16 protein-coding genes and 3 pseudogenes are annotated in these 15,761 nt (G+C 26.4%); 3 read left to right on the forward strand and 16 right to left on the reverse strand.

All coding sequences use genetic code 11. From position 1 onward, the window contains the following. Positions 1–775: 775 nt before the first annotated feature. Positions 776–1,018, reverse strand: a complete 243-nt coding sequence (locus NG904_RS11370) for a hypothetical protein (RefSeq protein ID WP_252231702.1) — start codon at positions 1,016–1,018, stop codon at positions 776–778. A 272-nt stretch (positions 1,019–1,290) separates the two neighbouring features. Here NG904_RS11370 and NG904_RS11375 point away from each other — a divergent pair, with 272 nt between their 5' ends. Further along, positions 1,291–1,794 (forward strand): hypothetical protein, encoded by a 504-nt coding sequence (locus NG904_RS11375; RefSeq protein WP_252231703.1) that lies wholly within the window; start codon positions 1,291–1,293, stop codon positions 1,792–1,794. A gap of 101 nt (positions 1,795–1,895) precedes the next feature. Here NG904_RS11375 and NG904_RS11380 read toward each other — a convergent pair whose 3' ends face one another. From NG904_RS11380 to NG904_RS17645, 3 genes and pseudogenes are all read right to left on the reverse strand, one after another. Continuing rightward, positions 1,896–2,108, reverse strand: a complete 213-nt coding sequence (locus NG904_RS11380; RefSeq protein ID WP_252231704.1) for an RpnC/YadD family protein — start codon at positions 2,106–2,108, stop codon at positions 1,896–1,898. 33 nt (positions 2,109–2,141) lie between these two features. Next, a pseudogene (locus NG904_RS17640) lies at positions 2,142–2,381 on the reverse strand (hypothetical protein); the annotation flags it as partial. A gap of 77 nt (positions 2,382–2,458) precedes the next feature. Continuing rightward, a pseudogene (locus tag NG904_RS17645) lies at positions 2,459–3,029 on the reverse strand (hypothetical protein); the annotation flags it as partial. A gap of 363 nt (positions 3,030–3,392) precedes the next feature. Here NG904_RS17645 and NG904_RS11390 point away from each other — a divergent pair. Further along, positions 3,393–3,593, forward strand: a complete 201-nt coding sequence (locus tag NG904_RS11390; protein WP_061281080.1) for a YvrJ family protein — start codon at positions 3,393–3,395, stop codon at positions 3,591–3,593. 329 nt (positions 3,594–3,922) lie between these two features. On the opposite strand, the gene NG904_RS11395 is transcribed toward NG904_RS11390, so the two are convergent. From NG904_RS11395 to NG904_RS11415, 5 genes are all read right to left on the reverse strand, one after another. Further along, a complete protein-coding gene (locus NG904_RS11395) occupies positions 3,923–4,084 on the reverse strand; it encodes a hypothetical protein (RefSeq protein ID WP_154698184.1) in 162 nt (53 codons plus the stop codon). Positions 4,085–4,378: 294 nt separating this feature from the next. Further along, complete coding sequence (locus tag NG904_RS11400) at positions 4,379–4,732, reverse strand: hypothetical protein (protein WP_252231705.1); 354 nt, start codon at positions 4,730–4,732, stop codon at positions 4,379–4,381. A 309-nt stretch (positions 4,733–5,041) separates the two neighbouring features. Beyond that, positions 5,042–5,230, reverse strand: a complete 189-nt coding sequence (locus NG904_RS11405) for a DUF5316 family protein (RefSeq protein ID WP_205455096.1) — start codon at positions 5,228–5,230, stop codon at positions 5,042–5,044. 31 nt (positions 5,231–5,261) lie between these two features. Beyond that, on the reverse strand, positions 5,262–5,534 hold the full coding sequence (locus tag NG904_RS11410; protein WP_252231706.1) for a hypothetical protein: 273 nt from the start codon (positions 5,532–5,534) through the stop codon (positions 5,262–5,264). A gap of 197 nt (positions 5,535–5,731) precedes the next feature. Beyond that, a complete protein-coding gene (locus tag NG904_RS11415) occupies positions 5,732–6,085 on the reverse strand; it encodes a hypothetical protein (RefSeq protein WP_252231707.1) in 354 nt (117 codons plus the stop codon). Positions 6,086–6,242: 157 nt separating this feature from the next. On the opposite strand from NG904_RS11415, the gene NG904_RS11420 reads away from it, so the two are divergent. Beyond that, positions 6,243–6,758, forward strand: a complete 516-nt coding sequence (locus NG904_RS11420) for an antirestriction protein ArdA (protein ID WP_252231708.1) — start codon at positions 6,243–6,245, stop codon at positions 6,756–6,758. A gap of 1,587 nt (positions 6,759–8,345) precedes the next feature. Here NG904_RS11420 and gshAB read toward each other — a convergent pair. From gshAB to NG904_RS11455, 7 genes and pseudogenes are all read right to left on the reverse strand, one after another. Next, positions 8,346–10,649 (reverse strand): bifunctional glutamate--cysteine ligase GshA/glutathione synthetase GshB, encoded by a 2,304-nt coding sequence (gshAB, locus tag NG904_RS11425; protein ID WP_252231709.1) that lies wholly within the window; start codon positions 10,647–10,649, stop codon positions 8,346–8,348. After that, complete coding sequence (locus NG904_RS11430) at positions 10,633–11,961, reverse strand: MATE family efflux transporter (protein WP_252231710.1); 1,329 nt, start codon at positions 11,959–11,961, stop codon at positions 10,633–10,635. The genes gshAB and NG904_RS11430 overlap by 17 nt, the downstream gene beginning before the upstream one ends. A gap of 19 nt (positions 11,962–11,980) precedes the next feature. Then, positions 11,981–12,694, reverse strand: a complete 714-nt coding sequence (locus tag NG904_RS11435; RefSeq protein ID WP_252231711.1) for a gamma-glutamyl-gamma-aminobutyrate hydrolase family protein — start codon at positions 12,692–12,694, stop codon at positions 11,981–11,983. A 119-nt stretch (positions 12,695–12,813) separates the two neighbouring features. Beyond that, positions 12,814–13,056: pseudogene (locus NG904_RS11440) on the reverse strand (thioredoxin family protein); the annotation flags it as partial. Between the two features lie 15 nt (positions 13,057–13,071). Beyond that, complete coding sequence (locus NG904_RS11445; RefSeq protein ID WP_252231713.1) at positions 13,072–14,088, reverse strand: permease; 1,017 nt, start codon at positions 14,086–14,088, stop codon at positions 13,072–13,074. 191 nt (positions 14,089–14,279) lie between these two features. Continuing rightward, the gene (locus NG904_RS11450; protein WP_252231714.1) at positions 14,280–14,552 is read right to left on the reverse strand and encodes an ArsR/SmtB family transcription factor; all 273 of its coding nucleotides are present in this window, start codon (positions 14,550–14,552) and stop codon (positions 14,280–14,282) included. Between the two features lie 362 nt (positions 14,553–14,914). Beyond that, a partial coding sequence (locus NG904_RS11455) for a SulP family inorganic anion transporter (protein WP_252231715.1) occupies positions 14,915–15,761 on the reverse strand: 847 nt, incomplete at its 5' end.

Below are 15,761 nucleotides of genomic sequence, written 5' to 3' on the forward strand. Positions count from 1 at the left end.
CTCCAAAGTCGCCTTAAATAAAACTTGTCTAAGTAAATGCCCCTCTTCTATCATCATTCATTTAACTTCATCTAATTTCTTGCTATAACACTTACAACTCATATAAATTAATTTTCTTAATCAAATTCATACATTTTTAACTGATCATTTTCTAACATTTAAAATTACATATTCTATTATTTAATCTTTTTTATAAATCTAATATTAATTAATTCTTTATTAGTCTATTACTATTATTTCTACTACCTCTCTACTATAAATTAATACTTTGGGCACTTATGCCAACACCCAAAATAGTACAGGATATTACCTGTTATTTCTAAGCATCTACGAGTTTTTCGGCAAGCTGCAACCTCATATCTACTAAGAACTAATCAGGATTAATCTAGTCCTATATTTAGGTACCCGTTGGAGTGCATATGTATAACGCTACGCTAACTAAACATTTACTAATACCCAGTTCACTTTGGACTTCCACAAAGGAGTCCACTTATGGACATAAATGTCCAAAGTCAGTTCATGTTCTAAGGGCTGCACTTGGACTTCCCCAGGGGTGTCCACCTTAGACAACCTATTGTCTAAGGACGTTTTTTGTATTTTAAAATAATTATTTCAGCATTTTTCTATAATAAAAAAAGAATTCAAAATATAATACAGACCTGCAGTATCATATTTAAAATTCTTTTTATGTTCTATAAAATATTCAATTACTTAAAGTTCTATGTCCATGCCATAAAGGCAAGGCCACCTTGTACTACCCTAGTGGTGTCCAAGGTTAATCAAAATTAAATGTACTTACTACTTTAGTAGTATGCTCAATATACTCATCTGATAGATCCTCAACACCATCACATATAAATTTTAAGCTACAATTTTCACATCCGCTTATAATTCCATTTCCAAGTAAAGAACATTCTAAGCAATCATTTAAAGTAGCATTTCTTATGGCTAATGCTATTTGCTTTTTATCAAAACAATCGCTGTCCTCTGAACAAATTTTAATATTATTTTTAATCATAAACATACACCTCATAAAAAATATTAACAATAAAAATTAATTGTTAAATAAAATATATGTTTATATATTTAAAATTCCAATTTAAATACTAAATATAAAATAAAAAATTCCTTAAAGGCACATTTTATAAGCAAATTCTTAAGTTCTTAAATTCTAAAATTCATTTATTCTAAAATTTATTTCTTCTTTTATTCTTTTCTTCTTAAGAATTTTAGATTTTTAGAATTTCAAACATATATATTTTTTAAATAAATATAAGGAGAAAAAATTTAATGGCGAGAAAAAAAGAATTTAAAATAGATAAAGATGATATAGCATATGAAGAAGAGGTTGAAGAGTGTAGCTTTACAGATTACATACCAACTGATAAAAACTCTATTCAATTATTTTCAATGGAAGATGATTTAGCTCCTGAAAATAAAAATATTAATGATAATAACTTATTAATAAAAACTACAGAAGAGGTAAATAAAAAAATCGAATCAAGCTCTAATGATCCTGATAATAAAACTAATAAAAATAATTTAAAAAATAATAATCTTAGCTCTAATACACTACTGTTTGATAATAGAAATACACCTATAGCTAATGGATCTACCCCTCCTATTGATGGAGAAGCTGCTAATATAAAAAGAAGTTATACTTTAAGAAAATCTACAGTAAGAAAAATAAATGAACTAAAAAGCATACATCCAGATATAGGCATTTGTGTAAGTACCATAGTTGATATTGCTATAGAATATTACCATGAACATATAATAAATAATGTTCAATAATTCTATACCTAATAATAATTCTAGTTTTACAGTATAAAAAAATATTACTGGAAAATTTCCAGTAATATTTAATAATAAATATATAAATTACACAAAACTATTTACAGTTCCATAGTCATTCTTATTTCTTCTATTTCCGCAATAGGTAACTCAGTTAATTCATTTATAAGTTTATTACTCATGCCTTTTTTAATAGCTCTTTTCGTAGTTTCTATTGCCTTTTCTACTTTACCCTCTGACTTTCCTTTTTCTCTTCCCTTTTCTATACCTTTTTGAATTCCTTCTTCAATTAAACTTCTTCCTATTTCAGTCACTTTAATCTCCAATTTTAATTAATCTTATAATAATTAATTATTACTAATTGCTTTTCTTATTATATCTATTTTCTCAATAGATAAATCTGTTAATTCACTTATTACTTCATTGCTCATCCCCTTTTTAATAGCTCTTTTTGCAATTTCTATTGAATTTTCTTGTTTTCCCTCTGACTTACCTTCTTCAATTAAACTTTTACCTAATTCAGTCATCTTAATCTCCTCCCTTACTTTCTCTAAATCTTTACCACTTAAAAACTTATTTGCAAAAACATGAGTGAAAGTCCAAATTTTACATTTGGTTCTTGGAACTTACTCAGCGAATGAATATGAGTCGAGTTTCCTTTATCAGACAACATCATATCTATAATCCTTATCAATATCCTTAACAACTCTTATTGCATTTACTATCTTGTCACCCTTACTAAGTTTTCCACCCATTATCGGTGTAAAAGTTAATGCTATAATGTCTTGCTTGCTAAGTTCTTCTCCTGATTTCATTTTATTTATTATATCATTAAAGATTTTATCTCCATCTTTATTAGCCATTGAAATAGCATTCACTCTATATGAATTAATTCCACTTTCGTATCCACTTAAAGGATTCTTAATATCTCCTGAGTAAACTACATAAGTTACAACATCTTTTCCAGTTTGCATATTTAACAATGCTTCATATGTTCTAAATCTTCTTAAATCAGTAACACCCTTATTAGTTGTTTGGAACTCAAAATGTATATACGTATCATCTTCCATTAAGAAAGTATAATCCATAAACATATTCTTGATTTCAAGTACCACAATCTCAGTAGATCCTGTATCCTTAACTTTTTTATCTATTCCAAAGAACTTTAATCCATCTTCTGCAAATATATCCATAGCCCTTTTCATTATCATATCTTCATAATTAGTGGACCTCATCATTTCACCCCTTTAACTGTAAAATATCAATGTTTTATAAGTCTTCTTAAAACACCACTTCTTACTTCAATTATAACCTATATTATTTATTTTATAAACTTAATAAAAAACATACTACACTATATTTTTAGTGAAAAATTGAGAGATTAGAATTGAAAGTTATAGTTAAAAGCCCAGCTTTTTTAATAAAACATATTTTTTAAAATTCCATCAAAAGAAATTTCTCCAACACTATCAACTATTCATTCTCAACTACCTCTATTTCTAAACATATCCATTTTCATCTCTGTTATAAATATTAATTTCACACATAGATGAAATATTATCTCTAAATCCATATATTCTATGCAGGAGGTGAGCTTCATGGATATTAATGAATTAGTAAGCCTTATAGGTAATGTTGGCTTTCCAGTAGCAGTAAGTGCATATCTACTTATACGACTAGAAAAGCAACTAAACTCTTTAAGTGCTTCAATTAATAAATTAAATACTATAATATCAACTAAACTTGGAGTTGTTATTGATACCAATAAATCTAATGATAATTCTAATAATGTTGCATAAAAATAAGGCAATAAACATATTTTAAATGTTTGTTGCCTTTTAGCATGGTGTTTTTGAACCAATATTATATTATCTAAAAATAACAATATTCAAGTGGTCAAAGCTTTTAAGCAGTTTGAATATTTTTATTTTAGATTATGGACAAGTGGTTGCCAAAATTACGCCTATAGTTTGTCCTTGTAATTAGTAATTTTACTCATAATCTTAGAATGACGCACTAAAAAAATCGCAAATTCATTTTTTGAATAATGCGATTTTACAATCTGATAATTATATAAATGTACACTAATTAAAAGTCCAGGTACCAAATAATTTTTAAAATCCATACTTTACATCAAAACAACTGTTTCATCATAAGAATTTTTAATAGCATACTCACTATTTTTGCCACCTATGGTTTGATTACATCTAATTGCTAAAAAGTGAAGGTTAATGCCCTTACTTAAAAAATATTGATACGGACAAGCTCTAAAACTACTGTAATACTTCAATTTAATAACCTAATTGTAAGACAAGCCTTAGGCATATTTAGAGCAACTACTTGTGCCTTATAAAAAATAAATCTATTCAATCTGATTCCTTGATTTTGACCCCTTACATAGATTTATCTTTTTATAATATAATTTTCTTCCCAAAACACACATAAATAAACTAATACATCCTTAATAATATTTTTTATATCCGTTACCTCTAGATATAAAAAATATCATCTAAGTCAATATACAAAATTACATTTATCCCTTTTAAACTATATTATTCAAACTTATAATTCTATAATTAAAAGTTTAATCAATTTCTAATATAGATTTTAAATTGATTAGGGCTATTATTAAATTTACAATTGGTACTAAACAAAATATATATCCTATAACAAAACTTAAGAAGCTATGTTCTATTCTCCATTCGAAAACCTCTTCAACCCATTCTTTAATACCTGGAACCAATGCATTTAATTGCCATAATTTATCATCCATATCTTTTTTTAATTCTTCAAATTTTTTTTCAAGTTCATCTTCCTCTTCATCACTTATTTTAAAACTTTCAATGTAATTTTTAATTAAATATATTGTTCTTGTAATTAAAGCTATTACAATAGCTCTATTCGTGAAACATAACAATAAATTTATTATTTCAGACACCCTCTCTTAGTTATTTTTATCTTTATTATAATTTATATTTTCCACATATGTAATAATTATCTATAATATCCAAATAATCAATTGCCGTTAATGGACTGTCTCAATTAAATATCTCTATCATTTCTACATCTATAAGTGCAATAGTTACATCTAAACCAATAGAAAAGGCATATACATTTAGGTAAACAAAGTTTCCTGAAGTGTACATGCCTTTAAATCAAGAATTATCTTTACCTAAAAATAATATTGAAAAAAATCTTCCTTTACTTAATTTTAAAATTGCTTACAAAAAAATACCGCAAATTCATTTTATTTTGAATAATTCGCTCTAAATCTATCACCACTAATGAACGTACCATTTAATATACCTGATAAAACAAAACAACCAACTACTATAAATTCAGAAATTTTCAATGTTATGTTCCAGTCATTTAATGAAAATCCTATCAAATATCCAATAATTACAATAGCTGAGCCAATTAAAAATGACAACTTCAACTGTTTTCATCCCTTAAAAAATTTTGAATACTCATTTTTTTAGTATCATATTCTTATTTCTACAAAAAACATAAATTAATAATAAAATAGCAGTTGGAATATTACATTGGAGTAAATTTAAAAGGACAATATAAAATTTCTGTCCTATAAAAACAGCTTCACCAAGAACAGTTAATAAAGAAAAAATAAAAGTTATTCCCGGCAAAACAAATCCTAACCATTTATTTTCTTTCTTAGATAAATTAATTTGTAATATTATAATTCCAATACAGAATAGAATCATCATAATAGTTTTAATTGGCATTTTATATATACACCCTTCATTTTTTCACTATCTCCTCTTATGACCTAACCGTAACAAATCCATCCTTATTATAACATATTTTACAAATAACTCATCATTCAATTTTCAAAGAACATTTTATATTTTGCTACGTCAGATTTAAACATTGTCAATTATATAAACCTTTAGGAGCTATAGCTCCTAAAAATCTTTATGTATTAAAAAGGTAACTCTTCTATTGGAATATAAGGTTCCCACACTAAAGATTCCTCTTCTTCCTTTTGCCAATCTATTATTGAAAATTCATTAGAATATTCTTCTTTCATACGATTTGAAATTCTCCTCCATAAATCAATTTTACTTTCTTCTATAAAATAGTTACTCTCTCTTCCAACTGAATCTGTATAAGAAGTTTTAACAGCATACTCACTATTTTTACCACCCATAAAATTTATAAAATATTTTCCATTTACATCTCTATATAGTTGTTCATATGTATACCCTTCTTTTGAAGTTAAGCTTCTATATCTCACTTCATATAATAACTTTGATGTGTCTAAATTAAATCTCATTTTCTCAATACTTCCTTTCAAATAGTAAATTCCCTTTTTAATAATTTTCCCTATTAATATTATTTCCATTTAATTTATTTTATATACACTTTATTGAATAATATTTTTAATTATTGGCAATAATAACAATATAGAGATAAGAAAGGTAGTGTAAAAATTGGGTAATGTTGATATTAATGTTTTTGTTACTAATTTAGGAAAATATAATGAAGGTGAATTAGTTGGAAAATGGATTTCACTTCCATTTACAGATGATGAATTAAAAGAATGTTTTAATGAAATAGGAATTGATAATATCAATTATGAGGAATATTTTATAACTGATTTTGAATCAAGTTTGGATCATGTTTGGAGTATTTCAGAATACGATAATTTAAATACTATAAATGAAATAGTTCTTGATCTTGAAATGCTTAGAGATTATCAAATTGATATAGTAAAAGCAGCTTTAGAATGTGGATTTGAAAATAATATTAAAGATGCAATTAAAAATATAGATAATTACAACTTAGATTGTAATATTAACAGCTATGAAGATTATGGCTTGTACATACTTGAAGAATGTTATTCTATCCCAGATGCAATAAGAAATTACATAGATTATAAATCATTTGGTGAGGATTATTTAAATATAGCTGAATTTACAAGCTATGGATTAATTACATATAACTAATAATATAAAGGCTATGCCTTTATATTATTATATTCCTAAATTAGTACAACCTTAAAATTATTTAATTACTATAAAATCAACTACTTAATTATAGGACAAGCCTTAGGCATTGTTTTGCCTAAATAAAAAACCTTATAAAAAATTAATAATGTCAATCTGCCCCAAAGCTCTGCTCCTTGACATTATTAACTTTTTTTATGATATAATCTTAATTTGCAAAACAGAGAACATGATAAAAGAAAAAATAATTTAGGGGTGGCGGTCGGGGTAATATTAGTACATGAAAGCACTCGTTAAAATACGTTAAATTTAGTGCTATCAATTTATCGAATTTTATCGAGAGCGGTCTTTAAAGAATAAATATTAAAACTTAGATTATTAAAAATCACAATACATTTAGCGGTGGTAAAAATTCTAGAACAAAATTCGGTAAAGGTTGGTTAATGTTGTGCATCAAGATTAATCAAGCTTTATCGAATGCTAAGAATATTATGTTTAATGGTATATGTGCTGCACTCCTTGGTCCTTCTTCTTTAGGATCAGCACTTATACCTAGAATAACAAGAAGATATATGACCTTACTTAATTTTCTGCTTACGGAGCAAAAGGTCTTTTATCTTCTGCACCCAATCGGGTACCTAAATATAGGGCTAGATTAATCCTGGTTATTTTCTTAGTAGATATGAGGTTGGAGCTTGCCGTAAAACTCATAGATACTTAGAAATAACAGGTAATATCCTGTACTATTTGGGGTGATTGAATAGGTGCCATTAATAAATGATATATACAGTATAGCTATAGTAACAATAACAGTATTACTAATAATAATTACTCTACTATATACTTATAATTAAAATATTTTAATAATTCTATATACACTCTTATAAACAGAATTATTAACATATGCACTATATTATTTCTAAAAAATGTTAATAACTAAGCACTTAAATAATCTAAATAAAAATAAGCATAGGTTAATAAATGGACTAGCGTTTCGCTTGTCTATTTTTAACTTATGCCAAAAAGGTAAAGTTTGAAGCAATCTTGATTCATTATATTTTTAGGTTGGACTAGCTTAATTAAAAGCAGCATTAACTATAAAATTATATCTATACTTAATACTTTTTATTAAGATTGTCCATACCTTTCCTTGACCACAGAGGAATACACAGATAGTATATGAGCTGTTCTTCCCTGCCCTTCTTCTTTAGTTGCAGCTCTTATACCTTCCATGTTTAAAGATAGTACAAAGGAATATAACAATTAAATATATATGCCATAAACGAAGTATGAGTGGCTTGGTATATTTATATTTAGCTTGTTTTATTCCCTAAAGAATAGTATGTTTAACTCCAACTAAGTTTACAATCAAGGATTTTTTTATTTTTAGTACATACATCTTAAAAGAATAAAAAGGCATGTACATTTAGGTAAACAAAGTTTCCCGAAGTGTACTAGCTCTGTGGAGCTTGTAACATTTGCGGGATAACGTCTTGTTTACCGAAGTGAACTTGCCTTGAATTTTAGATTTTGTTTGGTTGAGGTTTATTGAAAAAAAATCTTCCTTTAGATTTTTTTCTTATTTCTTTATATTAAATCTAATAATTTTAATATTTCATTTGCTATTTTTCTTTCTTTTCCAACATAAGGATAAGAATGTATATGAATTGCAGGATTGAAGTTTAGTTCTATTATTCCATAGTCAGATGTTTCATCCCTATGATCTTTAATAATCATATCAACTCCGCATATATTAGCACCAATTGCTTTTGAAGACTCTACTGCTATATTTTTAAATCTTTCAGGAATATCATCAGTATAATCTACACTATCTCCACCTGTACTTATGTTAGAATTCTCTCTTAAATAAACTATCTCATCTTTATTAGGTATATAATTTATATCTATATTACTTTGCTTTAAAAATAACTCTACATTTTCATCTATTTCTATTTTTTCTAATGGAGTTCTGTAACCTTTTCCTCTAAGTGGATTTAAATTTTTATCTTTAACTAATTCAACTATATTTTTAACTCCATCACCCATAACATTAGCTGGCACTCTATGAAGTATACCTGCCACTTTATCTCCAATTACTAAAAATCTATATTCTTTTCCTTGTATAAATTCTTCAATAAGAACTGTATTATCATTTTTAAAACCTATATTTAATGCTCTAATTATATCGTCTTTTGATCCACCATTAGGGAAAATACTTATTCCTATACCAAAATTAGTAGACTTAGGTTTTACTACTATTGGAGTATTGATAAATATATCTACTTTATCTATAGCTGATTCTAGAGAATTAAACTCCATCCCCATTGGCACTCTTATTCCAGCTTCATTTAATACATTCTTAGTAACTACCTTATTCTCCATCAGTAGAACCGAAACATAATTATCCTTTGATGTCTTAGTTGCCTGTTTTACATACTCAACCTTATCACCCTTTTTTAGTACTATAAAATTTTCACTTTTATCAATAATTTTTGTTTCTATTCCTCTTTTTATTGATTCTTTCATTAGTATTTGTGTAGATAATTCTAAATCTTCATATCCAACTAATTTAAATCTGTTTTTATAAGCATCTTCTTTGTATTTCTTAGCTAAATTAATATGTGCATCAATATAACCTTCTTCTTTAACCTTATTAATAATTCTATAAGTATATGTTAATCTATTATCTTTAACCTTATCAATCATTGTATCTATTAAACTATCTTTTCCTAAAGATAATTCTTTATTTATTTCTTGAATTTGATTCAAAATATCCAATGCCCATTTTTCTTTATAAATCACTTCACCATTTTTCTTTAGCTCAACATTGTTTTGACCATATCTTGCTATTATCTTCTGATTATCATATGCCTCTTCCTGCCAATTATCATATGACTCTTCTTCACTTATTAGTAAAAACAAATTAAATATTTCAAGAAAATGCAAGTCGTCAAGACTAATACCACATTTATCAAATGGATTAATATCAATACTTCTATATTCTAAATAGTTAATACCTTCATCTAATAATGAATTAAATAAATTATTATTATCTTTTGCCTTTAATCTTATAGAGCTATAGAGTTCCTTATGACTTTCAATTAAATCATTTTTTATAAATCCATTAATGCTTTTAACATAGTTGTTAACAGAAGTATAATTAGGAAATAATTCAACTTTATTTTTATATCCACATTCACTATTTCTGTATGACATTGCTCCATCATTAGAAAAAGCCCCTTGCGAAATTTCCTGAAGAGTTTTTACACATTCTCCTGTATAACTCTCATGAACTATTCCGGTTCCACCTAAAAGATATAATAGTAACCATCTATAACGAAGATAGTTCCTTGTTACCTTTAAATAAATATTATCTTTAAATCTTCTATAATTTAGTTCTGTATTAGTATTATCATGTAGTTTCTTTATCATATCTTCATTAAATGAAAAATTATAATGAACTCCAGATATTAGTTGCTTTTTTCCACCATACTTTTTAATTAAATTTTCTCTATATTTTCTTGATTTTTCTCCCTCAGGAGATTTATTAAAAGTTGCAATTGGTATTACTTTATCATCCATTATTACACAAGGCATAGATTGTGGCCAAATATATTCATCCCTAATTTCAAGTGCAGCAATATCATAAAGATTATTTAAAAAATTATATGTCTCTTCACAAGTACTAAATGCTGGAGTAATTAATTCAATTTGACTTTCAGAAAAATCAGTTGTTATATATGGATTAAGCATCTTATCTCCAAAAACTTTTGGATGATTGTTTAATGATAAAATTCCATCTCTATTTACTCTAAGTCCCTCTCTCTCTATTCCTACACTGCCTTGCAATAACTCACTATTTTCAAATAATTGTTTAAAATTTTCCAACATATCTATACTCCTTTCGTACTTGTAATATATATAAGATATAAGAAATTACTCCTTTAAAAATACTTGATAAAGCTATACTCCACCAAATACCATTTACCCCCATAAATTTAGTAAGCACTAAAGCCATAGGAATTCGTAAAATAGTAAAACCTATACTAATATATGCTGGTATTTTAGGTTTTCCTATACCTGTAAACAATCCATTAGATACCATTTCAATAGTACTAAATATCTGTGAAACAGCTATTATTTGTAAATACCCACTGGCTATTAAAATAGTAGATTCATCTCTAATGAATATTTTTACCAAAACACTTGGCATAAAAGCAAATGCTATTGCTGTTAATATCGAATATATAATCCCTATTTTCAATGAACTTCTATACCCTTTAATAATCCTATTAAATTTTTTAGCTCCATAATTTTGTCCTGCAAAACTTGCAATAGCACCATTTAACCCACCTATAACCATAAAAGTTATAGATTCTATTTGAAGTCCTATCTTTTGGGCTGCAATAGCATCTGATCCAAAGATAGCTATAATTCTTGCAAGTACTATATTTACTAATGTGAATAAGATTCTTTGAAAAGACATTGGAAATCCTAACCTTATTATTTCTAATACTTTTTCTTTTTCTATTCCAATATTAAAGTCAAATTTAAATATCTCCCTACCATTAACTTTAAATACTATAAACATTACAAAATTTGAAACTAATGTTGCTACTGCTGCTCCTATTACTTCTAGTTTAAAAACATATATAAGAATAGGATCTAATATTAAATTTATTACTATTCCTAAAGCATTTATTTTTAATGCACTTTTATTGTTTCCAAAACTATTTAGTATTCTAGTATAGAAAATATTAAAAAATGTAAAAAACATCATAGGAGCACTAATTGCAAGATACCAATATGCTTTACTCTCAACGTCTGAATTGTTCAAGTGTAAAAATCCTATAAAATGTTTTCCTAAAAAAACTAAAGTCAAAGCATATATAATTCCTAAAATTAAATTTATCAAAATCCCTGAATTTATATATCCTTTAATTGATTTTTCATCTTTTTCTCCTATTGCATGTGATACTTTTATTCCTGCTCCAATTACCACTAGAGCATTTATAGAATATCCTAGTCCTATAAAAAAACTTGAAGATCCTATACTTGCTACTGCATTACTTCCAAGTCCGCCAACCCATATCATATCTATTAAGTTATATGCAAACTGCAATAATGAACTTCCCATTATAGGGATTGCTAATGTTAATATTACTTTTGCTACTTTTCCTTCAGTTAAATCAACTTTTTTCATATTATCTCCATATTCTTTTCTAAGTTTTACTTATAAATTCTTTAAATAAATTACTCATATTAAATTTATTTCCTCTCATTTCTTCCGGATGCCACTGTACGCCTAAAACATATGAGCCTTCCTCTTTTTCAATTGCTTCTACTACTCCATCAGATGCCCATGCAATAGATCTAAATCCACTTGCAACTTCTCTTATCATCTGATGATGAAAAGAATTTACATATATATTATCCCCAAATATTTTATTTAAAGAAGATTTATTATTAATATTTATTGAATGTATTGGATGTATTGGATCTGTATTTTGCCAATGTTCATTATTTATATTAGGCACATATTTCACATCTTGATATAAAGTTCCCCCAAAAGCTATATTAATTAATTGCATACCTCTGCATATACCTAAAACTGGTTTTTCCAATGATATGAATTCCTTTAATAAATCTATTTCAAACTTATCTCGCTCTGGAGATAATTCATCAATTTCACCACAAGGTTCTTCACCATATAAAAAAGGTGATATATCACTTCCGCCAGTTAAAACTAAACCATCTAATTTTCTTGCTAAATCTGAAATATATTTTGTTTCTGTAATTGGTATTATAATTGGAATACCTCCAGCATCTGATATAGCTTTTACATATACATCTCCAACTATAACTCTCTTTTGTATCTTTCCTTTTGGATATTCTAATTCTACTAAATTCCCTGATATTCCTATAAGTTTATCCATCTAACCACCTCATTAAATAAATGTAGCAGGAATAGTTTAAGTTAAGTTCCTGCTACATTTGTTAAACTTTATACTACATAATATTCAATATATAATAGTATGTGTCTTACCCTTACATTCTATTTTAAATATTTTTTAATTTCCTCTGAACTTAAAACTCTTCCATAAAATTTCACTTTTTCATCTACAACCAAAGCTGGTGTCTTCATTACACCATACTTCATAAATTCTCTTACATCTGTTACTTTAACTATTTCTGCATCTATTCCTAGCTCTTCTACAGCTTTTCTTGTATTAGCCTCTAATTTTTTACAATTTGTACATCCTGGTCCTAAAACTTTAATTAACATATTACTTCTCTCCTTATTTAAATTATTTTATATAAATATATATCCAAATATATTAAATGAATAGCCTATTAGTAATATTCCAATTGCTACAATGCCTATAAATATAGATAATAATTTAGGTTTTACCACTTTGCTTAACATTATCATAGATGGTAATGAAAGAGCAGTCACAGCCATCATAAATGAAAGTATAGTTCCAACTCCTACACCTTTTAAGAATAGTGCTTCAGCAATTGGTAGTGTTCCAAATATATCAGCGTACATTGGTATTCCTACACCTGTTGCTATTAATACTGCAAATTGATTACCCTCTCCTAAAATTCTTTCAATTATTGGTTGCGGTATCCAATTGTGTATTGCTGCACCTATTCCAACACCTACTAATATATATAGCCATACCTTTTTAACTATATCCATAACTTGTCCCTTGGAATATGATATTCTATCTTTTCTAGTCATGTCTTCAATATCTATATCAGTATTTTCAATTTCTCTAACATAATCTTGAATTTGACTTTCTAAGCCTAATTTATCAATTATTGTTCCACCTAATACGGCTAAAATTAATCCTACTAAAACATATGCAGTGGCTATTTTCCAACCAAAGAATGACATAAGCATTAAAAATGATGCTAAATCTACCATTGGTGATGATATTAAAAATGAAAATGTTACTCCAAGAGGTAGTCCCGCTGATGTAAATCCTATAAATATTGGTATACTAGAACAACTACAAAATGGTGTTATGGTTCCTAGTAATGCACCCAGTATATTACCTTTTATCCCTTTTATCCTACCAAGTATTTTTTTAGTTCTTTCTGGTGGAAAATAACTTTGAATATATGATATTATAAAAATAAGAATTGATAATAATATAAATATTTTTATAGTATCATATATAAAAAAGTGAATACTTCCCCCTAATCTTTCATCTATAGATAAGCCAAATATATTTTCTACAATGTATCTAATAATATCTGATAACCACTTCATTTTTAGCACCTGATCATTCAAAAACTGAAATGTTCCTGAAATAATACTCATAATTTTAATTCCCCCTTTCAACATATTCACTACTTTATAATATATCAATTTTTTTTGATTTGTTGATTAAAATTTTTTATTGCTAGCTAGCTCTATAAAATTATTATACATTACTCTCTACAACATATCAAGTTTTTTTGATGTGTTGTTTTCACTCCTCCAATATTTTTTTAATTTTATATAAAATTTTATTAATTAACAATAGCACTCATAACATCTTTAGATAAATACTTTTCCAATTCCCCTTTATTAATACTATAGTGATTCCACTTACCACATCTCTCCATAGTTATAAGATTAGAATCTAGTAACATTTTTAAATGATATGATAATTTTGATTGAGGTATATCAAAATGTTCAACTAAAGAACATACGCACATGCTATCCTGTTTACTTAATTCTTTAAGTATATTTAATCTTGTAATATCTGATAAAGATTTAAATACGCTTTCATATTTTTTCATATCTATATTCATTAATAACTCGCCTCACATAATTTAATAATTTAATAATTTAATTTCTATTTTAATGTTAACACTCTAAAATGTAAATATACTTTTTTTATTCTCTAGATTTTATTTCTTAATCTTCAAACAAAAATATAACCTAAGTTATTTACATATTATTTATAAATACAAACCCTAAAAAAATAAAAAAGGGAGGTATCAAAATAAATTATTATATAAAAATATTTATTTAATAACTGCCAATATATTATAAATTATTAAGTTTTTAAATAAAATTTTACTATAAAACATATAAGTGACTTTTAATATTGAATTTTTATGCATTATGAAAAGTCACTTGTATCCTTAATCTATAAAATTTAATGATCACTAACCATATTAAATTTTCCTGCTTTATTATGAACAGACATTCTATCTATTAATTCTAAACATTGAGTACTCATTCCCATTAAATTAGTCTTAATTCCATTCTTATGGAATTTAATCACTACTTTATCTATACTATCAACTGCTGATTCATCCCAAATTCTAACTTTTGAAAGATCTATATCTACAGTTTCTACATCCTCTGTAAAATCAAAACTATTAATAAATTTTAAGGTAGATGCAAAAAATAGCTGTCCTTGCACTAAATATACTGTTTTTTTATCTTCATTTATTTTTTTAATACTAATTTCAGATATCTTAGCTGAAAAGAATATAGAACTTAAAATTATTCCTATAATAACTCCATAAGCTAAATTATGTGTTAATAATACTGTTATAACTGTTGATATCATTACAAATGTATCTGATTTAGGTACTTTCCTTATTCGCTTTATTGACTCCCAGTTAAAAGTGCTTATTGATACAACAACCATAACTGCTCCTAATGCCACTACTGGTATTTGAGTTACAAATTTATTTAATACTATTACAGAAATTAACATTGCTGTTCCTGATGTAAGCGTTGACAATCTACCTCTTCCACCATAAGTTTGATTTATTATAGTTTGGCCAATCATTCCACACCCAGCTATTCCACCAAAAAATCCCGATACCATATTAGCTACTCCTTGACCTATGCACTCCCTATTCTTATCACTTGGCGTATCTGTTAAATCATCTACTAATTGAGCTGTTAATAATGATTCTACAATTCCTACCAATGAAAGAGAGATTGAATATGGTAATATTATTTTTATACTTTCCATATTTATAGGTATA

This window comes from Clostridium sp. ZBS15 (assembly GCF_023845705.1).
Classification (GTDB): domain Bacteria; phylum Bacillota; class Clostridia; order Clostridiales; family Clostridiaceae; genus Clostridium; species Clostridium aquiflavi.